Below are 19,499 nucleotides of genomic sequence, written 5' to 3'. Positions count from 1 at the left end.
GAAGGCGTCGAGGAAGGCGTCGAGGCGGGCGTGTTCACTGGGCGGCCTCGGACCGGCGCAGTTCGCTCAGCGCGGTCTTGGCCGTGAGCACCCGGCCCGCGCGCTGTGCGGTGTAGTTCAGGGCGAGCCGGTGGTCGTCGGCCGAGAAGTCGGCTGTGGCGTCGGCGACCAGGAAGGGCTGGATGTCGTGGGTGAAGGCCTCCACCACGGTCATCAGTACGCCGATGTGTGCGTACACACCGCAGACGATCAGCTGGTCGCGCCGGTGGAAGCGCATGCGTTCCAGAAGGTTCGACTTGTGGAAGGCGCTGTACCGCCATTTGGTGAACACCCAGTCGCCGTCGCGGGGTTCGAGCCCGTCGACGACCTTGCGGTGCTCCGGGGTCGGGTTCATGCCCGGCCCCCAGAAGTCCTTGAGCAGGCCGCGCTGCTCCGGGGTCATGCCACCGGGCTGCGCGGTGTAGGCCACGGGAATGCCCAGCTCGGCGCAGCTTTCCCGGAGCAGCGTGGCGTTGGACACCAGGGCGCCGCCGGGTTCGCCGGTACGGGGAAACGGCCGGAGGAAGAACTCCTGCATGTCGTGGAGGAGCAGCACGGCCCGGCTCGGGTCGGGCACCCAGCTCACCGTGTTGTCGGGGAGGTCCCCTTCCCCGGGCAGCGGGTACGGCTCAACGGGGGGAATGCTCGGCATGGGCGATGACGTCCTTTCGGTGACGAGGCACTGAGCGCGGGGCGCCGCATGGCCGGCCATGGGCTCGGCCGGCCAAGGGGAAGGCGATGGGCAGGGGGCCACCGCCAGGTGGGCGGTCGGCCGGGGGGGGCCGCCAGGTGTGGCAGGCCAGCGGCCCGGCGAGGTGGGCGGCCGGCCTTCCCCTGGCGCCGGGGGAGGGTCAACAGCCCCGCCAGATGCGCCGGCTCAGCCGTGCCAGGCCGAGACGACCTCGACCGCCTGCTGGGCATTCAGCCGCGGGTCGCAGAAGCTCACGTACTTCTCCCCGAGACGCCCGGCCTCGGTGTCGTCGTGCACGCACTCGAACACGTTCTCGGGGGTGGTCTCCAGGTGGAGCCCGGCCGCCACTCCGCCGTTCTGGGTCACGGCCTCCTGGAAGTTGCGGACCTCCTGAACCACCGTCTTCACAAAACGGGTCTTGATCCCGTCGGGACCGCTGACCGTGTTGCCGTGCATCGGGTCCGACAGCCACAGCACGGGGTGCCCTGCCTCGTGAACCGCCTTGACCAGCGCGGGAAGTGTGCGAGCGGACTGCTCCGCGCCCATCCGCGCGATGAGCGTCAGCCGGCCCGGCTGCCGCTGCGCGTCAAGCCGGTCGCACAGCGCGAGGATCTCGTCCTGCGTCATGGTGGGCCCGACCTTCACGGCGACCGGGTTGGAGATCGCGGAGAGCAGTCCGATGTGCGGGCCGTCGAGCTGCCGGGTCCGCTCCCCCACCCACGGCCAGTGGGTCGACGTCAGCAGCAGCGAGCCGTCGGATTCGCGGCGCAGGAGGGGCAGTTCGTAGTCGAGCAGCAGCGCCTCATGGCTCGTCCAGACCGGTACATCGAGGTCCTTCCTGCTCTCGGTGCCGCGCCAGCCCAGGAAATGGATGATGTCGCTGGCGGCGCGGTAGCCGGACAGCAGGTTCCGGGGGTTCGGGCGCCGCAGTTCGGGGTCGGGCTCCGGGCGATTGACCATGTGGCCGCGGTAGACGGGAAGTTCCCGGCCGTCGACCATCTCGACCGAGGAGGAGCGGGGCTTGGCGAACTGTCCGGCGATGCGGCCGACCCGCAGCACCGGTGATCCGGTGTTCAGCCGCATCGTTCCGGCCATGATGTCGAGCAGTGCGCCCTTGCGCCTGACGTCCGTCGGAGTCGCCTCAGCGGGATCCTCCGCACAGTCACCGGCCTGGATGATCTGCAGGCGGCCGGCCGCGGCCTCCATGAGCAGCGAGCGCAGCCGGTGCACGGCCTCGGCGTCCACCAGCGCGGGCATCTGGCTCAGGTCCGTACGGACCTCTTCGAGCTGCGGTTGATTTTCCCAGTCGGGCTGCTGAAGGGCGGGCATGGAACGGAGGTAGGACACTATGTCGATCATTGAGTTCCCTCGAATTGGCCGGCCGTACGCGGTCCGGCTGTCGACAAACCTGGTGATGGACCGAACCGCACGGAATGACGCGCACAGCTGACGCCCGGCGATTTCAGGAGTCCTTCGGCGGCTTTCGATCGGAGGGTGCTTCACCCCACGAAAGCCCATGGGTCCCGGAGCGCTGAGCCGTTGTCCGCCGCTCAGGTGTGGGAATTTCGATGCCTTCCGCATCGCCGACCGGGACCGTCTCTCGGACAAGTGCCACTCTTGGGCCCGGGCCGCCGGCGGGCAACCGTGGAACTCATAGTTCGTCAGGTGGGGCGATGACGGGCCCGGGCCCGCAGGGCGGACCTGACAGAGTCTGGTTCCTTCGCCCAACAGTTCGGTTCCGTCGTGCTTAGCATCGCCTGGCGCCCGACCTCAGGAATTGGCGTATTCCAGTTACGCGATACGGAGATTCATCATGCGACTTGCGCGAGTGATGGCCGACACGATGGAACGCTACGCGGATCGCCCTGCCCTGAGCGAACGCGCGACAGAGTTCATACGGGAGGCCGATACGGGTCGCACGCGTATCGGCCTGCTGCCGAGGTACGAAATGACCACCTTCGGCGAGCTGTGGAATCGCGTCCGCTCCGTCGCAAGCGAATGGCATCACCGTGCCGAATACGGCGTGCGGGCCGGGGACCGGGTGGCCGTCCTGGGATTCGCGAGCGCCGAGTACACGACGATCGATCTGGCCTGTGCCCATCTGGGCGCGGTCAGCGTGCCGCTCCAGACCAGTTCCCCGGTGCCGCAGCTCGCTGCGATCGTCGAAGAGACCGGCCCTGTCGTCGTGGCCACCAGCGCCGAGCGTCTGGACGTCGCCGTGGAGCTGACGCTGAGGAGCCCGTCGGTCCGGCGCCTGGTGCTCTTCGACTATCACCCGGAAGTGGAAGATCAGTTCGACAGGTTCGCGTCTGCCCGGGACCGGCTTGAGCAGCACGGGCGCGAGGTGGACATCGATCTGCTGTCGGAGGTGTTCAAGCGGGGCGCCGAACTGCCCCCGGCGCCGCTGTTCGAGCCCGCCGGCGACGAGGATCCGCTCGCCATGCTCATCTACACCTCGGGAAGCACGGGCACGCCCAAGGGCGCCATGTACACCGAGCGGCTGTCCAGGGCGATGTGGGGCGGCGCCTGGTCGCAGCTGTTCTCGGACGAGCATGCGGTGAATCTCCACTACATGCCGATGAGCCATGTTGCCGGGCACTCCTCGCTGAAGAACACCCTGTCGCGCGGCGGAACCACGTACTTCACGGCGAAGAGCGACCTTTCCTCGTTCCTCGAGGACATGGCGCTCGCACGGCCCACAGAGATGTCCCTGGTTCCGCGCGTGTGCGAAATGCTCTTCCAGAAATACCAGAGCGAACTCGACCGGCACACGGGCAGCACCGGCGATCCGGAGCTGATCGAGGCGGAAGTCAAGAAGGACATGCGCGAGAAGATCCTCGGCGGCCGTGTGGGGTGGGCCAGTTGCGGATCGGCTCCGCTGTCGGCCGAGCTGAAGGATTTCACCGAGTCCCTGCTCGGAATCGAGCTGCACATCATCTACGGCTCCACCGAGGCCGCTGCCGTATCGGTCGACGGCAGGTTGCTGAGCCCTCCCGTCACCGACTACAAACTCGCTGACGTTCCCGAACTCGGTTATTTCCGCACCGATTTGCCTCATCCCAGGGGGGAACTCCTATTGAAGACCGCGGCGATGGTCCCCGGCTACTACAAACGACCTGACCTGAATGCGGAAATCTTCGACGAAGACGGCTACTACAGGACGGGCGACATCGTCGCGGAGACAGAGCCGGGCCGGCATGCCATCGTGGACCGGCGCAAGAACGTCCTCAAGCTGTCACAGGGCGAATTCGTCGCCACCTCGGGCCTGGAGGCAACCTTTGCCGTCAGCCCGTTGGTCCGCCAGATATTCGTGTACGGAAACAGCGAGCGGTCCTACCTCCTCGCGGTGGTCGTCCCCACCTCGGACGCCCTTGACCAGTTCGGCGGCGACGAGGTGACGCTCAAGAAGCTCCTCGGCGAATCGTTCCAGAGCATCGCGAAGGACATCGGGCTGAACTCCTATGAGATCCCGCGTGACTTCCTGATCGAGACCGAGCCGTTCAGTCAGCACAACGGCCTGCTCTCGGACCACCGAAAGCTCCTGCGGCCCCAGCTACTGGAGAAGTACCGCCAGGACCTGGAGGAGATGTACTCCGATATCTCCTCCAGGGAGACCAACGAGTTGCGTGAAGTGCGCCGCACCGGCATGAACCGACCCGTTCTGGAGACGGTTCAGCGGGCGGCTCGGGCGCTGCTCTCGACCTCGACGGTCGAGGTGAGCCCCGCCGCCCGTTTCAGGGAGATCGGCGGAGATTCGATGTCCGCGGTGACGTTCTCCGACCTCCTCCATGACATCTTCGGTATCCGGGTACCGGTGGATGTGATCATCAGCCCCGGTTACGACCTTCAGCTGCTGGCCGGCTATATCGAGGGAAAGAAATCGGCCGGAGTACGGCGTGTCGACTTCGCCTCGGTCCACGGGGCCGGCAGCACCGAGGTCCACGCCAAGGACCTCACCCTCGACAAGTTCATCGACGCGCAGACCCTCGCCGGCGCCGGGTCGCTTCCCCGGCCCGTCGGAGCGCCGCGCACCGTCCTCCTTACGGGGGCGAGCGGTTACCTCGGCCGCTTCCTGTGCCTGGAGTGGCTGAAGCGGCTTGCCCCGACGGGCGGCAAGCTGATCTGCGTGGTGCGCGGAAAGGACAACGCCGCGGCCAGAAGCCGGCTCGACGAGGCCTTCAGCGGTGGGGACGGTGAACTGGCCCGCACCTTCCGGGACCTGGCCGCCGCGCACCTGGAAGTCGTGACCGGCGACATGGCGGAGCCGCAGCTGGGCCTCAGTGACCAGATGTGGCAGCAGCTGGCCGACGACGTGGACCTGATCGTCCACGCCGGAGCCCTGGTGAACCACATCCTTCCGTACAACCACCTGTTCGACGCCAATGTGGTGGGGACCGCCGAACTCGTACGCCTGGGACTCACCAGCCGGCTCAAGTCGTTCACCTACATCTCCAGCGTGGCCGTTGCCGCCTCCCTGGACGGCGACCAGGCCCTGGACGAGGACTCGGACGTCCGCGAGGCCATTCCCGACCAGCCGGTCGACGACGGCTACGCCAGCGGCTACGCGACGAGCAAGTGGGCCGGCGAGGTACTGCTCCGGGAGGCACACGACCTGTGCGGTCTCCCCGTCACCACATTCCGCTCGAACATGATCCTGGCGCACAGCACCTACCCGGGACAGCTGAACATTCCCGACATGTTCACCCGGCTGCTGCTCAGCCTCATCATCACCGGAATCGCACCGCACTCCTTCTACGCGACCGACCGTGCGGGGAAGCGCCAACGCGCCCACTACGACGGCCTTCCCGTTGATTTCACCGCCGAGGCCGTGGTGACGCTGGGCGGGAACGCGCTGCGGGGCTACCAGACCTTCAGCCTGGTGAACCCGCACGACGACGGCATCTCGCTCGACACCTTCGTCGACTGGCTGAACGAGGCCGGCCACCGCATTGACCGGGTGGACGACTACGACGAGTGGCTGTCCCGATTCGAGACAGCCCTGCGTGCGGCTCCCGAGCCGCAGCGGCAGCACTCGATCCTTCCGCTCCTCCACGGACACCGGACCCCTGAGAACGCCATCACCGGATCCGCCATCCCCTCCGCCCGGTTCAGGGCCGCGGTCCGGGCCGCCCGTCTTGGTCCGGCGGGTGACATTCCGCAACTGTCATCGACCTTCATCGAGAAATACGCGACGGACCTCAAGGAGCTCATTTCGCCCCGAACGGGTCGCCTGGCCGACTGACCTCGGTCCACCCCCCGGCCCCGGCCCCGGTGCCCCGGTGCCCCGACCGTCTGGAACTCGGTCGGGGCGCCGCACCGCAGGTCAGCGGGGCTTGCCACACCTGTACGGCGCGAGTGGCAGACTGCGTTCATGACGACTCACAAGAATCTGCTCTCCGGTCCGGAGCCGACGCATCTGCCGGAGAACGAAGAGGCGTACCGCCTGCTGGGCGAGGAGTCCCGGCCGCCGGCTGAGGTCGTGGCGAAGCACCCCACGTTCGTGCTCGCCTGGGCGATGCTCGCTGACGACGCCTTCGAAGGGGGGCGTGTGGTCGAGTCCTACGCGTATGCCCGCACCGGTTACCACCGCGGGCTCGATGCCCTTCGCCGTTCCGGCTGGAAGGGGCACGGCCCCATCCCCTGGAGCCACCGCCCCAATCGCGGGTTCCTGCGCTGCCTGGCCGCCCTCGCCCGCGCCGCCGACGCGATCGGCGAGACGGAGGAGAAGGAGCGGTGCTGGCAGTTCCTCAAGGACAGCAGCGCGGAGGCGTACACCGAGCTGGCGCGCTAGCCGTCAGCAGTATCCCTGCATGAACAACCATGCCGCCGCTGCTGAAGCAGCAGCAGCAGCGGCGGCGGCATGAAGCACACGACCACATGTAGCTACCCCTCCCCCGCCGGCTCCTCCAGCGGCGGCGCCGTCAGCGGGCAATTGACACGGGACTGCGGGACACAGGCCCCGGCCCGTGGGCCACGTACCGTCCCCCACGCGATCACCGCCCCCACCACCAGCGCCCCCGCACACAGAGGCATCGCCCGCCGGAACGTCTCCCCGAACTCCGCCGCCGACCGGTACGCCTCCGGGCCCATCCCCGCCAGCAGCGGCAGCGCCGCCACCGCGACCAGGCCCGCCGCACGCGCGGCGGCGTTGTTGATGCCGCTCGCCAGGCCCGCCCTCGCCGTGGCCACGGAAGCGAGCACCGTCGCGGTGAGCGGCGCGACGAGCGTCACCATGCCCGCGCCCATCACCAGCATCGCGGGCAGCACATCGGCGGCGTACGACGATCCCTCGCCCACGCGCAGCATCAGCAGCGTCCCGCCCGCGCACAGCAGTGGACCCACCGTGAGCGGGATGCGCGGCCCGATGCACTGGGCCAGTTCGCCGGACTTCGCGGACAGGAAGAGCATCAGGACCGTCGTGGGAAGCAGCGCCGTACCGGCCTGGAGAGCGGAGTAACCCACCACGACCTGCAACTGCAGAGCGGTCAGGAAGAAGAAGCCGCTGAACGCGGCGTACACGCACAGCGTCACCGCGTTGATCGCCGTGAACTGCCGCGACGCGAACAGCGTGAGCGGCATCATCGGATCCGGCCGCCGCTTCTCGACGTACACGAAGACCGCCCCCAGCACGACACCCGCGGCCCCGCAGCCGGCCACCACGGCCGACGGCCCCTGGTCGGGTGCCTCGATCAGCGCGTACGTCACGAGCCCCAGAGCCAGCGCCGCGAGCCCCGCGCCGAGCACGTCGAAGCGGCCGCGCGCCTGCGGATCCCGCGACTCCGGTACGTGCCTGAGCGCGACCGGGACACAGACCAGGGCCAGCGGCACATTCAGCAGGAACACCCAGCGCCAGCCGGGCCCGTCCACCAGCCAGCCGCCCAGGAAGGGCCCGACGGCCGCGCCGACCCCGCCGAGCCCGGACCACACCCCCACCGCCCTCGCCCGGTCGTCGGGGTGGAACGAGGCCTGGATGAGCGCCAGGGAGCCGGGCGTCAGGAGGGCACCGCCGACGCCCTGGAGGGCGCGTGCGGCGATCAGGATCCCGGCGTTCGGCGCCAGCCCGCACAGCAGCGAGGCCGCCGCGAACCACACCACGCCGACGACGAAGACCTTCCGCCGCCCGAACCGGTCCCCGAGCGCGCCGCCCAGCAGGATCAGCCCGGCCAGGGTGAGCATGTAGGCGTTGACGGTCCACTGGAGGGCTGCCAGATCGGCGTCCAGATCCTCGCCGACGCGGGGCAGGGCGACGTTGACGACGGTGGCGTCCACCATCGCCATGGCGGACCCGAGCACGGTGGTGAGCATCACCCACCGGCCCTGGGCCGAGGACAGCCGGACGTCCATGCGGGCATCCTCCCGGCTCGCGCCCCGCCGGGCTACTCGAGAAGGCCCGACTTCGCCAGGAGATAGGCGAGCTCGCCCTGCTCCCGCTGCCGAACTCGTCCGCGGCCCGCCGCACTGCGGAAGACCGCCTGGCGGTCATCGAGACCTGCACCCGTATGGCGTTCCACGCCGACCAGCGCGAGGGGGAACGGCTGGCCGGGGTCTTCGCCGAGAAGGTCACCCTCGACTACACCAGCCTGGCCGGAGGAGAGCCGGCCGAACTCACCCCTGCGGAGATCGTCGCCGCCTGGACGAGCGCGCTGGGCGGTTACGACGCCACCCAGCACCTCATCACCAACCACCTGGTGGACATCGAAGGCGACACCGCCGTCTGCACGGCCGCGTTCCAGGCCACCCACCGGCTGGCCACCCCGCACGGCTCGCCGCTGTGGACGCTGGGCGGCACGTACCGCTTCGGCCTGGTCCGCACGGCCGGGCACGGCTGTGCGGATCAGCTCGGTGGTGAGGACTACGGTCTGGGCGGACGGCAACCAGCACCTGCCCGTGGCGGCGGCACGCACGAGCTGAACCGGTGCTGACGCGCGGGGCCCGGCACCGAATCCGCGATGATCCGCGAATCCGGTGCCGGGCCCTGCCGTGCGGTTCCCGCTTACTTCAGCTTGGTGCCCGTGGAGCGCAGGTTCGCGCAGGCCTCGGTGACACGCTTGGCCATCGACGCCTCGGCCAGCTTGCCCCAGGTGCGCGGGTCGTACGTCTTCTTCGAGCCGACCTCGCCGTCGACCTTCAGGACACCGTCGTAGTTGCGGAACATGTGGTCCGCGACCGGGCGGGTGAAGGCGTACTGGGTGTCGGTGTCGAGGTTCATCTTCACGACGCCGTTCTCCAGCGCGGTGGCGATCTCCTCGGCCGTGGAGCCCGAGCCGCCGTGGAAGACGAAGTCGAACGGGGACACCTTGCCGTACTTCTCGGCGACGCCCGCCTGGAGGTTTTTGAGCAGCTCGGGGCGCAGGACGACGTTGCCCGGCTTGTAGACGCCGTGCACGTTGCCGAACGAGGCGGCCAGCAGGTAGCGGCCCTTCTCACCCAGGCCGAGCGCCTCGGCGGTGCGCAGCGCGTCGTCGACGGTGGTGTAGAGCTCGTCGTTGATCTCGTGCGAGACGCCGTCCTCCTCGCCACCGGTCGGGGTGATCTCGACCTCAAGGATGATCTTCGCGGCGGCGGCCTTCGCGAGCAGCTCCTGACCGATGGCCAGGTTGTCGGCGAGGGTCTCGGCGGAGCCGTCCCACATGTGGGACTGGAAGAGAGGGTTCTGGCCCTTGGCGACGCGCTCGGCGGATACGTCGATCAGCGGACGTACGTACGTGTCCAGCTTGTCCTTGGGGCAGTGGTCCGTGTGCAGCGCGATGGTTACCGGGTACTTCTCGGCAACGATGTGCGCGAACTCGGCCAGCGCGACGGCGCCGGTCACCATGTCCTTGGAGTACTGGCCGCCCAGGAACTCGGCGCCGCCGGTGGAGATCTGGATGATGCCGTCGCTCTCGGCCTCCGCGAAACCGCGCAGCGCCGCGTGCAAGGTCTGGGTCGAGGTCACGTTGATGGCCGGGTAGGCGAACTTGCCTGCCTTCGCCCGGTCGAGCATCTCGTTGTAGACCTCGGGGGTTGCGATGGGCATCTGTCCGCTCCTTATGACGTGCGGGTGTGTGGTGCTGGGCCCTGACCTGGGGGCGACGTCATCGTCGCCCCTATCTTTCCAGACTCTCGCCGGGACTCCACAGGGCGCACTGCCCGCAGGTGCGCGAAGGGCGGACTGTTTCACGTGAAACAGTCCGCCCTTGACGAAAAGCACACGTCAGGCCGGGTGGCCACTCGCACTAGGCGAGGCCGAGCTCCTCCAGCGAGTAGGCGTTGATGTACGGAAGGCCAGCCTCCGCGATCTTCGGGGCCGCGCCCCGCTCCACGATCACCGCGACACCGACGACCTCGCCGCCCGCCTCGCGGACGGCCTCGACAGCGGTCAGCGGCGAGCCACCCGTCGTCGAGACGTCCTCGACGACCAGGCAGCGGCGGCCCTTGACGTCCGTGCCCTCGATCCGGCGCTGCATGCCGTGCGCCTTGCCCGCCTTGCGCACGACGAACGCGTCGAGCCGCTGCCCGCGCGCGGCGGAGGCATGCAGCATCGAGGTGGCCACCGGGTCGGCGCCCAGGGTCAGCCCGCCCACACAGTCGTAGTCGAGCTCGGCGGTGGCGTCGAGCATCACCTGGCCCACCATCGGCGCGGCCTCACCGTCCAGCGTGATCCGGCGCAGGTCGATGTACCAGTCGGCCTCGATCCCCGAAGACAGGGTCACCTTGCCGTGCACCACGGCCTTGTCCTTGATCTGCTGGAGCAGCTCACCACGTACGTCAGTCATGCCATGAGCTTAAAGCCGCCGCCTCACAGTCGCCGCCAGGTCCAGATGGTCTCGATCTCCAGCGGCTCGATGGGCGTCACGAACCGCGGCATCGTGTTGAGCCCGTTCGGCGGCCCCGACTGCGGCTCCACACACACCGCTTCGGGCTGCTCGTCGTACACGACCACCCACTCGGCGCGGCTCGTCACCTTCAGCTCCAGCTGCCCCGGCCAGGTGAGTGTGACGTCCACGCCGTCGGGCATCCCGAAGCAGTCGTCCCAGGGGCCGGGGCGCGGAGCGATCCGCTGCCCGGTGGGGAGGTGGTCGTCACCGCGCTCCTCCTGCCAGGCGGGGGTGAAATCGATCCGCACGTCCTCACCTTCCCCGCCGCCGAGGTTGCGGAGGAACCAGGGGTGCCAGCCGGCCTGCGCCGGGAAGGAGTCGCCGTACGTCTCGATCCCCATCGTCAGCGTGAGGGAGTCCTCGGCCAGCCCGAACGCCTGCGTGACCCTGCCCTGGTAAGGCCACGGGTCGGCCAGGTCGTACGTGAACGCGGCCTCGCTCTTCTCGGCCCGCGCGGTGTGCCAGGCGGCGTCGCGGCCGGTGCCGTGGATGGCGTGGGGCGGGGAGTTGAGCGGCAGCTGGTGCGTGGTCGCGCCGTTGAGGAACCTGCCGTGGTTGAGGCGGCCGCACCACGGCACCATCGGGAAGCAGCCGTAGCGCTCCCCCTGGCGCAACAGCTCGGTGCCGCCGATGCGCAGGCCCGCGATACGGCAGCCGTTGTCCTGGGCGATGGTCAGCTCGGCGTCGCCCGCCGCCAGACGCGTCTCATGGGTGCTCATCCTGCCGACCCTATGGGCTGCCGACCGGCTGGGGCGCGCGCAACGTCCAAGCGGCAAGCATCCCGGCCGCCCTGCGGCAACCATCCAGCCCGTCCGGCGTTTGAGGACCGGGGTCTGGGGCGGAGCCCCAGTTGTGGGAAGGGGCGGGTAGGGGAAAGCTCAGCGCCTGCGTCGCAGCACCCGGCCCACCACCACCGCCGACGCCAGCGCCAGCGCGGCCGCCGGGGCGATCCAGCGCAGGGTGTCGGTCGTCGACGTCGACTGCGGGGCGGGGACCGGCGCGTAACGCCCGCGCGGCGGCGCGTGGTCGACCTCCTCCGCGCTGCGGCCGATCATCGTGCGCCGCGCGTGAGCCGCCTCGGCCGGGGGCTCGGCCGGGGAGGGCACCCCTGGCATGTCCTCCGACAGGTCGGCCGCCTCCGGTACGTCGGGTACATCCGGCACGTCCGGTACGTCGGCCAGCGGGTCCAGCGACGGCGGAGGCACCTCCGTCTCGAACACCGACGCCCGCGACTCACCCGCGCCGCCCTCCGCCGCACCGTCCTCCGCACCCCGCGCACCACCACCGGCCGGCGCATCCGCCAACCGGGCGGTGAAACGGTCCAGCAGCCGCTGGGACGCGGACAGCGTCGCCGGCGGGTCGAGCTCCGTGATGCGGCCCTCGCCGCTCGCCGTCCCCGCGTACGTCACCGTCGTACCGCCGTCGGCCTCCGTCAGGCGTGCCGTCAGCGCCAGCTTGACCGAGCCCGTGCCGCGCGCCTCCGTGCCCTCGCCCTCGACGGCGAAGCTGCCGTCCGGCTGCCCGGTGACACACAGCGTTCCCCGATACGTGATCGTGTGGCCGTCGATGCGGACCTTCAGCCGCCCCGCGAGCGGGCCGGACGCCTCGTCGGCATCCTGCTGGAGCCCCGGGACGCAACGCGCCACCCGGGCGGGGTCCCCCAGCGCCTGTCGGAGGGTCTCAGCCGGAACCGGAACGAACACCTCATGCTCCATGGGAACCGAGCCTACTCACGCACGCCCCCCATGTACCCGACTCGGCGAGGAAACCGCACACGGATCCGGACCGTACTTCAGTACGTGTAGCGCGGATGCACCAGCGTGGAAGGCTCCAGCCCCCGCACCCGCGCGCCGAGCGCCGACCGCTCCGCCGACCGCAGGACCGCCGGCGTGAGCGACCGCAGCCGGGGGGCGTCGGGGGCCAGGCCGAGGCCGGGGCGCGTGTCCCGCGCGGCGAGGACGAAGCCCCAGTCGTGCGGGGCCACCGCCGTACCCGAGGAACGGTCCGGTCCCCCGGTGAACCCGGAGAGCCGGCCGGTCGCACGGTACGGACGCGTCCGCAGGCCCGCCGCCCGCAGCGTCGCGTCGACCGTCCAGTAGGCCTTCGGCCGGGTCGCCAGCGGCCCCGCGTGGACGACCACGCGCCCGCCGCCCGCGAGGACGCGCGACGCCAGCCCGTAGAACTCCTGCGAGTACAGCTTCGTGCTCGGGGTGATGCCGGGGTCGGGCAGATCGCAGATCACCACGTCGTACGGCGGCCGGCGCGGCCCCTCCTCCCGCAGCCAGGTGAACGCGTCGGCGGTGTCGACCCGCAGCCGGGGGTCCTGGTGCGCGCCGCCGTTCAGCGCCGACAGGGCCGGGTCCTTACGGGCCAGCTCGACGACGGCCGGGTCCAGCTCGACCACCGTGACCGACTCCACGCCCGGGTAGCGCAGCACCTCCCGCGCCGCGAGCCCGTCGCCGCCGCCCAGGATCACCACGCGTGCGTGGCGCCCGCGCATCGCGGGGTGCACCAGCGCCTCGTGGTACCGGTGCTCGTCGCGGCCGCCGACCCGCAGCCGCCCGTCGAGGAAGAGGTCGAGCGGCCCGCCGGGGGCGCCGGTGACGACGATCTCCTGCAGGTCCGTCTGTACGGCGACCCGCACCCGCTCCCCGTACACCGCCCGCCGCGCCGCCCGCTCGAAGTCGCCGACCAGGGCGGTCGCGGTGGCGAGCAGCGCCAGCACCACCACGTTCGCCACGACCAGCAGCCGGCGCTCACGGCGCGTCAGCTCGTGCCGGAAGAGCCACAGCACCAGCGCCCCGCCCGCCACCACGTTTACGGCGCCTGTGACCAGCGCACCCGTCAGCTGCCCGAGCAGCGGCAGCAGGATGAACGGGAAGGCCAGACCGCCTACCAGCGCCCCGACGTAATCCGCGGCGAAGAGGTCCGCCACGTCGCCGCTCGTGTCACGGCGCTCCCCGCGCCGGGACACGCGCTGGATCAGCGTCATCAGCAGCGGAATCTCGGCGCCGATGAGCACGCCGATCGCCAGCGAGAAGCCGACCAGCGCGTACCGCGCCCCGCCGAGCCAGGCGAACGTCGCGTACAGCATCAGCGCCGAGGTGCCGCCGCACAGCGCCAGCGCCGCCTCCAGCAGACCGAAGCCCACGGCCGCGCGGCACCGCAGCCGCTTGGCGAGCAGCGAGCCGAGTCCCATCGCGAAGACCATCACCGAGAGCACGACGGACGCCTGGGTGACCGAGTCGCCGATCAAGTACGAGGCGAGGGCGACCAGTTCCAGCTCGTACACGAGTCCGCAGGCGGCACAGACGAACACCACGCCGAGCACCAGGAACCGGCCGGTCCGCGGCGGCACAGGCAGGGCCGCCGGAGCTTCCGGATCCGACAGTGACACAGGCGAATCGATCACCATGGGAACGCTACGTCACAAAGGGCTGACCACCCGTCACCCACAGGGGGGGGACTCCAGCGAAACAGGCATACGCACGCCAACACGTGACCGCGTCACGACCAACTGCCCCTCCTGTGGGTACGCGTGCCAGGTACGCCATCTCACCTGCCCCTCGTACCGCTGTGCCAGCATCGCCGTGAACGCGTGCGGGCTGCCGGGAAACGTTCCCGCGAGGCTGTTGGGATGGTCGGCGACCAGCGCCAGCAGCTCCTGCGCGCGCCCCGCGAACTGGCCCCGCGTGAGGGTCTCGACGCGCGCGGCGAACTCGTACTCCCATTCCCCGAGCCGCTTGGCCACGCCCAGCGGCAGCGGCGTACTGCTGCCCGGCATGCAGGCGACCGTCTCGGAGCAGGACCCTTCGTCGTCCTCCAGGAGTACTTGGTGGGAGGCGCCGAGGAGCCTCAACTGGAGCAGCACGCCGTCGAGTCGGAGATCGAGCACGGCCAGGGCCGGAAGCGGCTCGCGCCCCAGCGCCCAGGCCAGATCGGCGGCGCGCGTGTCGGTGTAGGCAGTCTTGAGAGTCGTGAGCATGAGTGGGCTCCGCAGACAGGCGTTCGGAAGGGTGGACCGGCGTCACCCGGAAGACGAGGTCGAGGAGGTTCGGGGACCGCCTGCTCGGGTCCACATGAGGGCCGAGGGCTGAAGTTCTCGACTGCGAGGGAATCATGAACTGCGCTGTACTCACAGCGTTTTTACCCAACTTGCAGTGGTTTCCATCCCCTCGGGGGCTGAACGGTTCAACTGTTCAACGACAAAGCGCCCGGCGGGAGTTAACCCGCCGGGCGCACGGGCCTGACGTTCGGAATGGTGCTGATGTGGTGCCGGCGCGCGCCCTGCGAGGGCCGCGCGCAAGCGGACCGACTGCCCCGTGTCAGTCGCCTCCGCCGCCTCCACCACAACCGCCGCCACCGCCGCCGCCACCGCCGCAGGACCAACCGCCACCACACGACGACCCGCTGCGGTGACTGCCCTCCCACCAGCTGCCCCCGCTCCTGCGGGAGCGCCGGCCGCCACGCTTCCCCCCGACCGACGCGAGCCCCACGATCACCAGCACCACCAGCACCACAAGGCCGATTTCCATGATTCCCACGGCCCTCACCGCCCTTCCGGTCCCCCGAAGCGAGGTGCTCGCTTCTTACGTGACTGGGGGATGCCCGTGGCGTCCGAAAGCCAAAGCAGACTTGAGCAACTCCAGAGGTTCGGCCCAGGATGGCCGCCATGACGACGCCGGCAGACCACGACGCACGCGGCCAGGACGACGGTCCTCGCGTCCGCCCCCTCCCCCGCCCCCTCCTCAACCGCAGGCTGGCGGAGTTCGGTACGACGATCTTCGCGGAGATGTCGGCGCTGGCCCTGAAAACCGGCGCCATCAACCTGGGCCAGGGCTTTCCCGACACCGACGGCCCCGAGGAGGTCAGGGAAGCCGCGGTCCGCGCCCTGCGCGACGGCCGCGGCAACCAGTACCCGCCCGGCCCCGGCGTCCCCGAACTGCGCACCGCGATCGCCGACCACCAGCAGCGCCGCTACGGCCTGTCCTTCGACCCCGACACCGAGGTCCTCGTCACCGCCGGCGCCACCGAGGCCATCGCCGCGTCCCTGCTCGCCCTGCTGGAGCCCGGCGACGAGGTCGTCGCCCTGGAGCCGTACTACGACTCGTACGCCGCCTGCATCGCGATGGCGGGCGGCACGCGCATCCCGGTGACCCTGCGCCCCCACCAGGGCCGCTACGTACTCGACCTCGACGAGCTGCGCGCCGCCGTCACTCCGCGCACCCGCCTCATCCTCCTCAACACCCCGCACAACCCCACCGGCACCGTCCTGACCCGCGAGGAACTCGCGGCCGTCGCCGCACTGGCGGTCGAGCGCGACCTGCTCGTCATCACCGACGAGGTGTACGAGCACCTGGTGTTCGACGGCGAACACATCCCGCTCGCGTCCTTCCCCGGCATGCGGGAACGCACGATCACCATCTCCTCCGCGGGCAAGACGTACTCCTTCACCGGCTGGAAGGTCGGCTGGATCACGGCGTCCCCCGCCCTGGTGACGGCCGTCCGCAGTGCGAAGCAGTTCCTGACCTACGTGTCGGCCGGTCCCTTCCAGTACGCCGTCGCCGAGGCACTGCGTCTGCCCGAGACGTACTTCACCGCCCTCCGGGACGACCTGCGGGCCAAGCGCGACCTGTTGTCGGCCGGGCTCGCCGACGCGGGCTTCGAGGTCTACCGCCCGGCGGGCACGTACTTCGTCACCACGGACATCCGCCCGCTGGGCGAGACCGACGGCTTCGCCTTCTGCCGCGCGCTGCCGGAGCGGTGCGGGGTGGTCGCGGTCCCCAACGCGGTCTTCTACGACCACCGGGAGCAGGGCGCCCCGTTCGTCCGCTTCGCCTTCTGCAAGCAGAAGGACGTTCTGGACGAGGCGGTGACCCGCCTCCGGCGACTGGCGCCCTGACGGGCGCGGGGGCGACAGAATCCCGGATTCCGGGCAGCCAGAAAGAAATCTGTCGTGACGGTAGTAGACATTGCCGTTCGGTGGGGTAGGGTTTTGCTCGTAGCCAAGACAGCAAGTGAGGCGCGGCAGAGACGAACTGCCGCGCATGCAGGTTCGAGCGAGTTGTGGCACGGCAGTGGAATGTCAGGGCCGGATGGATGCGGGGTCCTGAGGTTGACTGCCGGGCCGGACGGCCCTCAAGGGGCGGATTGTGGCACGGCGGTGGAGTGACAGGGCCGGACGCACGTAAGGGCACTGTCACTGATTGCCGGGCCGGCGGCTCAAAGGGGTCGCGAGCAGTCCCGCAGTTCCAGCAGGAGCTGGCAGATGGTGTTGATCCCCCGGGACCCTGGTGCCGAACGGCACCAGGGTCCCTCGACGCGCCGCACCAACGAGGCTTTGGCGACCGCGGAGACCGCCGACGCCGGCCCGGCGGGCCCGGTGCATAGAATTGGCTCTCATGTCGAAGCCTGACGAGCTGCTCGTTGACGTCGCCGCCATGGTGGAGTCCGGGCAAAGCAATCAGATGTCCCTGACCGTGGTCACCGGTGGCACCGTCATCACCGGTCGACTGGCTCCCGAAGCCGTGTGGCGGCAGCGGGTGTCGGAGGTCCTGACGGATTCGAAGAGCCTGAGCGAGTTCTCCGGCATCTTCACCGCCTCCGCCCGGAAGGACGGGCCGCCCACTCATCTGCACTTCCACGTCGCCCGGATCCTGCAGGGCACGGTGGGGATCCCGGAGACGGGCGGGATGTACCGCGTCTCGATCCAGGACGTCAGCGCCTGGACCATGGGCGACTTCAGCTACTCCGACCACTGAGCCGACCGCTACGACGCGTGCCGGACGAGAGAGACGCAGTGAGGGCCTGACCGGCGCGCGCCGGTCAGGCCCTCACTGCTGTCCAGGTGACGGCGTACGCCTGCCGCCGGTCAGACGGCCACAGGAGTGCCGAGCATCCGGGAGGCCTGCTGGAGCGGGCTGAGGACGGGCATGGGTGCGGCCGGGGCGAGCGTGCGGCAGGTGAAGCCGAGAAGTGCCATGGCCCGCAGGACTTCGCCCGCACTGAAATCACGGCGGTCCTGACGGGTGATGACCTCCCCCGCCTGCTTGACGGGGTAGTGGCGGCGGCCGATGATCACGGACTCGCCGGTGATCGGTTCGGGCTTGACGCCCTTCATCGACTCCAGAACGCCACTCTTCGTCAGCTCGAACGGGAAGCGGGCGATGACACAGCGCATGATGCCTCACAGGGGTTTAAGGGTTGGGGGAGAACGGTCCGGCCGGGCGAGGCGGTTCTAGGCTGCGGCGTCGAAGGCCGGCTGCCGCTGGGCGGTGCGGCGCGGTGCCTGCGCGGGGCGGCTGCGCCGCGAGCGGGCGGAGGAGGCGCCGCGCTTGGGGCGCTCGGACACCGGAGCCGTGATGATGACCGGAACACCGGAGGGGGACTGCGCGCCGGTGATGCGGTTCAGTTCGGCCTCGCCCGAGCGCACCTGGGTGACCTGCGGGCGGATCCCGGCATCCGACATGAGGCGGACCATGTCGCGGCGCTGATTCGGGGTGACCAGGGTGACGACGCTGCCGGACTCGCCCGCACGGGCCGTACGGCCACCGCGGTGCAGGTAGTCCTTGTGGTCGGTCGGCGGGTCCACGTTGACGACGAGGTCGAGGTTGTCGACATGGATGCCGCGGGCGGCCACGTTCGTGGCGACGAGCACGGTGACGTGGCCGGTCTTGAACTGCGCCAGGGTGCGGGTGCGCTGCGGCTGCGACTTGCCGCCGTGCAGCGCGGCAGCCCGTACACCGCTGTTGAGCAGGTCCTGGGTCAGCCGGTCGACGGCGTGCTTGGTGTCCAGGAACATGATCACGCGGCCGTCGCGGGCGGCGATCTCGGTGGTGGCGGCGTGCTTGTCGGCGCCCTGGACGTGCAGGACGTGGTGCTCCATCGTCGTGACCGCACCGGCGGAGGGGTCGACCGAGTGCACGACGGGGTCGGTCAGGTAGCGGCGGACCAGCAGGTCGACGTTGCGGTCCAGGGTGGCGGAGAACAGCATCCGCTGCCCCTCCGGACGGACCTGGTCGAGCAGGGCCGTGACCTGCGGCATGAAGCCCATGTCGGCCATCTGGTCGGCCTCGTCCAGCACCGTGATGGCCACCTGGTTCAGCCGGCAGTCGCCACGGTCGATGAGGTCCTTGAGCCGGCCCGGCGTCGCCACGACGACCTCGGCGCCGCTGCGCAGCGCACCGGCCTGGCGGCCGATCGACATACCGCCGACGACCGTGGCCAGCCGCAGCTTGACGGAGCGGGCGTACGGGGTGAGGGCGTCGGTCACCTGCTGCGCCAGCTCGCGGGTGGGGACGAGGATCAGGGCGAGCGGCTGGCGGGGCTCGGCGCGCTGTCCGGCCGTCCTGGCCAGCAGGGCCAGGCCGAAGGCCAGCGTCTTGCCGGAGCCGGTCCGTCCGCGGCCCAGGACGTCACGGCCGGCGAGGGTGTTCGGCAGGGTCGCGCCCTGGATCGGGAACGGCACCGTCACGCCCTCGGCACCGAGCGCGGCGAGCAGCTGCTCGGGCATGTCGAGGTCGGCGAACGCCTCGACGGCGGGCAGCGCGGGGGTGATCGACTTCGGCAGTGCGAACTCGCCCTGCGGCGCACCGGCTCGGCGGCCGTAACCACCCGAGCGGCTCTGTCCACCCGAGCGGCTCGGTGCGCCGGAGCGGATCGCTCCGCCCGAGCGGCTCGGTGCGCCGGAGCGGCCGGGGGCCGACGAGCGGGTGTGGGGGAAGCGGTCGTTCGTGCGTGTGCGGTTCATACGGAACCTTCCTCGATGCGGCACGTATCAAGGAATTCCCGCAGCGGTTGGCCAGCAGGGAGAATCGCAAGAACGAACCAAAATGAAAGCCAAAGCGAAAGCGAACCCGACCGACACAAGAAACAGCGGGTCAGTCGCAGTCGCTCAAAATCCCAGCGATACG

17 protein-coding genes are annotated in these 19,499 nt (G+C 70.1%); 5 read left to right on the top strand and 12 right to left on the bottom strand.

The window, feature by feature from the left end; translation table 11 throughout:
* Window positions 1-34: 34 nt before the first annotated feature.
* Window positions 35-691 carry an isochorismatase family protein gene (locus J7E91_RS29020; protein ID WP_214909626.1) on the bottom strand — a complete coding sequence of 219 codons (657 nt, stop codon included), beginning with the start codon at window positions 689-691 and terminating at the stop codon, window positions 35-37.
* A gap of 225 nt (window positions 692-916) precedes the next feature.
* Entirely contained in the window at window positions 917-2,089 is a 1,173-nt protein-coding gene (locus J7E91_RS29015) for a 3-deoxy-7-phosphoheptulonate synthase (RefSeq protein ID WP_214909625.1), read from the bottom strand.
* 352 nt (window positions 2,090-2,441) lie between these two features.
* On the opposite strand from J7E91_RS29015, the gene car reads away from it, so the two are divergent.
* The gene (gene car / locus J7E91_RS29010; RefSeq protein WP_374224793.1) at window positions 2,442-5,972 is read left to right on the top strand and encodes a carboxylic acid reductase; all 3,531 of its coding nucleotides are present in this window, start codon (window positions 2,442-2,444) and stop codon (window positions 5,970-5,972) included.
* Between the two features lie 129 nt (window positions 5,973-6,101).
* Window positions 6,102-6,521, top strand: a complete 420-nt coding sequence (locus J7E91_RS29005) for a DUF3151 domain-containing protein (RefSeq protein WP_214909624.1) — start codon at window positions 6,102-6,104, stop codon at window positions 6,519-6,521.
* Between the two features lie 92 nt (window positions 6,522-6,613).
* Here the strand turns inward: J7E91_RS29005 and J7E91_RS29000 are convergent, their stop codons facing one another.
* Window positions 6,614-8,074 (bottom strand): MFS transporter, encoded by a 1,461-nt coding sequence (locus J7E91_RS29000; RefSeq protein ID WP_214909622.1) that lies wholly within the window; start codon window positions 8,072-8,074, stop codon window positions 6,614-6,616.
* A 155-nt stretch (window positions 8,075-8,229) separates the two neighbouring features.
* Between J7E91_RS29000 and J7E91_RS28995 the strand changes: the two genes are divergently transcribed.
* Entirely contained in the window at window positions 8,230-8,652 is a 423-nt protein-coding gene (locus J7E91_RS28995; RefSeq protein ID WP_251016415.1) for a nuclear transport factor 2 family protein, read from the top strand.
* 71 nt (window positions 8,653-8,723) lie between these two features.
* On the opposite strand, the gene fbaA is transcribed toward J7E91_RS28995, so the two are convergent.
* The 7 genes from fbaA to J7E91_RS28960 all read right to left on the bottom strand — a co-directional run bounded on the left by fbaA (window position 8,724) and on the right by J7E91_RS28960 (window position 15,131).
* Complete coding sequence (gene fbaA / locus J7E91_RS28990; RefSeq protein WP_214909620.1) at window positions 8,724-9,746, bottom strand: class II fructose-bisphosphate aldolase; 1,023 nt, start codon at window positions 9,744-9,746, stop codon at window positions 8,724-8,726.
* A 199-nt stretch (window positions 9,747-9,945) separates the two neighbouring features.
* On the bottom strand, window positions 9,946-10,485 hold the full coding sequence (pyrE, locus tag J7E91_RS28985; RefSeq protein WP_028810489.1) for an orotate phosphoribosyltransferase: 540 nt from the start codon (window positions 10,483-10,485) through the stop codon (window positions 9,946-9,948).
* Between the two features lie 23 nt (window positions 10,486-10,508).
* Window positions 10,509-11,306, bottom strand: coding sequence for an aldose 1-epimerase (locus J7E91_RS28980; RefSeq protein WP_214909618.1), 798 nt, complete (start codon window positions 11,304-11,306; stop codon window positions 10,509-10,511).
* A gap of 159 nt (window positions 11,307-11,465) precedes the next feature.
* On the bottom strand, window positions 11,466-12,302 hold the full coding sequence (locus tag J7E91_RS28975; RefSeq protein ID WP_214909617.1) for an SRPBCC family protein: 837 nt from the start codon (window positions 12,300-12,302) through the stop codon (window positions 11,466-11,468).
* 77 nt (window positions 12,303-12,379) lie between these two features.
* Window positions 12,380-14,002 (bottom strand): polyamine aminopropyltransferase, encoded by a 1,623-nt coding sequence (locus tag J7E91_RS28970; protein WP_214909616.1) that lies wholly within the window; start codon window positions 14,000-14,002, stop codon window positions 12,380-12,382.
* Window positions 14,003-14,035: 33 nt separating this feature from the next.
* The gene (locus tag J7E91_RS28965) at window positions 14,036-14,572 is read right to left on the bottom strand and encodes a DUF2617 family protein (RefSeq protein WP_214909615.1); all 537 of its coding nucleotides are present in this window, start codon (window positions 14,570-14,572) and stop codon (window positions 14,036-14,038) included.
* 340 nt (window positions 14,573-14,912) lie between these two features.
* Complete coding sequence (locus J7E91_RS28960; RefSeq protein ID WP_214909614.1) at window positions 14,913-15,131, bottom strand: hypothetical protein; 219 nt, start codon at window positions 15,129-15,131, stop codon at window positions 14,913-14,915.
* A gap of 128 nt (window positions 15,132-15,259) precedes the next feature.
* Here J7E91_RS28960 and J7E91_RS28955 point away from each other — a divergent pair, with 128 nt between their 5' ends.
* Together J7E91_RS28955 and J7E91_RS28950 are read left to right on the top strand one after the other, a co-directional pair.
* Window positions 15,260-16,489 carry a pyridoxal phosphate-dependent aminotransferase gene (locus tag J7E91_RS28955; protein ID WP_214909613.1) on the top strand — a complete coding sequence of 410 codons (1,230 nt, stop codon included), beginning with the start codon at window positions 15,260-15,262 and terminating at the stop codon, window positions 16,487-16,489.
* A gap of 499 nt (window positions 16,490-16,988) precedes the next feature.
* A complete protein-coding gene (locus tag J7E91_RS28950) occupies window positions 16,989-17,348 on the top strand; it encodes a hypothetical protein (protein WP_214909612.1) in 360 nt (119 codons plus the stop codon).
* A 110-nt stretch (window positions 17,349-17,458) separates the two neighbouring features.
* On the opposite strand, the gene J7E91_RS28945 is transcribed toward J7E91_RS28950, so the two are convergent.
* Window positions 17,459-17,767, bottom strand: coding sequence for an SCO5918 family protein (locus J7E91_RS28945; protein ID WP_214909610.1), 309 nt, complete (start codon window positions 17,765-17,767; stop codon window positions 17,459-17,461).
* A 57-nt stretch (window positions 17,768-17,824) separates the two neighbouring features.
* Complete coding sequence (locus tag J7E91_RS28940) at window positions 17,825-19,336, bottom strand: DEAD/DEAH box helicase (protein ID WP_214909609.1); 1,512 nt, start codon at window positions 19,334-19,336, stop codon at window positions 17,825-17,827.
* Window positions 19,337-19,499: the final 163 nt, after the last annotated feature.

Origin of the sequence: Streptomyces sp. ISL-99, from assembly GCF_018614005.1 — a bacterium.
GTDB classification, from domain to species: domain Bacteria; phylum Actinomycetota; class Actinomycetes; order Streptomycetales; family Streptomycetaceae; genus Streptomyces; species Streptomyces flavidovirens.
Note: the sequence above shows the minus strand (reverse complement) of the source record. Positions and strands in the feature narration are given on the sequence as shown.

What these genes read in the sequence shown, in the direction of transcription:
- J7E91_RS29020 (WP_214909626.1), bottom strand. Translation starts at nt 691, where the DNA reads ATGCCGAGCATTCCCCCCGTTGAGCCGTACCCGCTGCCCGGGGAAGGG.
- J7E91_RS29015 (WP_214909625.1), bottom strand. Translation starts at nt 2,089, where the DNA reads ATGATCGACATAGTGTCCTACCTCCGTTCCATGCCCGCCCTTCAGCAG.
- J7E91_RS29005 (WP_214909624.1), top strand. Translation starts at nt 6,102, where the DNA reads ATGACGACTCACAAGAATCTGCTCTCCGGTCCGGAGCCGACGCATCTG.
- J7E91_RS29000 (WP_214909622.1), bottom strand. Translation starts at nt 8,074, where the DNA reads ATGGACGTCCGGCTGTCCTCGGCCCAGGGCCGGTGGGTGATGCTCACC.
- J7E91_RS28995 (WP_251016415.1), top strand. Translation starts at nt 8,230, where the DNA reads ATGGCGTTCCACGCCGACCAGCGCGAGGGGGAACGGCTGGCCGGGGTC.
- fbaA (WP_214909620.1), bottom strand. Translation starts at nt 9,746, where the DNA reads ATGCCCATCGCAACCCCCGAGGTCTACAACGAGATGCTCGACCGGGCG.
- pyrE (WP_028810489.1), bottom strand. Translation starts at nt 10,485, where the DNA reads ATGACTGACGTACGTGGTGAGCTGCTCCAGCAGATCAAGGACAAGGCC.
- J7E91_RS28980 (WP_214909618.1), bottom strand. Translation starts at nt 11,306, where the DNA reads ATGAGCACCCATGAGACGCGTCTGGCGGCGGGCGACGCCGAGCTGACC.
- J7E91_RS28975 (WP_214909617.1), bottom strand. Translation starts at nt 12,302, where the DNA reads ATGGAGCATGAGGTGTTCGTTCCGGTTCCGGCTGAGACCCTCCGACAG.
- J7E91_RS28970 (WP_214909616.1), bottom strand. Translation starts at nt 14,002, where the DNA reads ATGGTGATCGATTCGCCTGTGTCACTGTCGGATCCGGAAGCTCCGGCG.
- J7E91_RS28965 (WP_214909615.1), bottom strand. Translation starts at nt 14,572, where the DNA reads ATGCTCACGACTCTCAAGACTGCCTACACCGACACGCGCGCCGCCGAT.
- J7E91_RS28955 (WP_214909613.1), top strand. Translation starts at nt 15,260, where the DNA reads ATGACGACGCCGGCAGACCACGACGCACGCGGCCAGGACGACGGTCCT.
- J7E91_RS28950 (WP_214909612.1), top strand. Translation starts at nt 16,989, where the DNA reads ATGTCGAAGCCTGACGAGCTGCTCGTTGACGTCGCCGCCATGGTGGAG.
- J7E91_RS28945 (WP_214909610.1), bottom strand. Translation starts at nt 17,767, where the DNA reads ATGCGCTGTGTCATCGCCCGCTTCCCGTTCGAGCTGACGAAGAGTGGC.
- J7E91_RS28940 (WP_214909609.1), bottom strand. Translation starts at nt 19,336, where the DNA reads ATGAACCGCACACGCACGAACGACCGCTTCCCCCACACCCGCTCGTCG.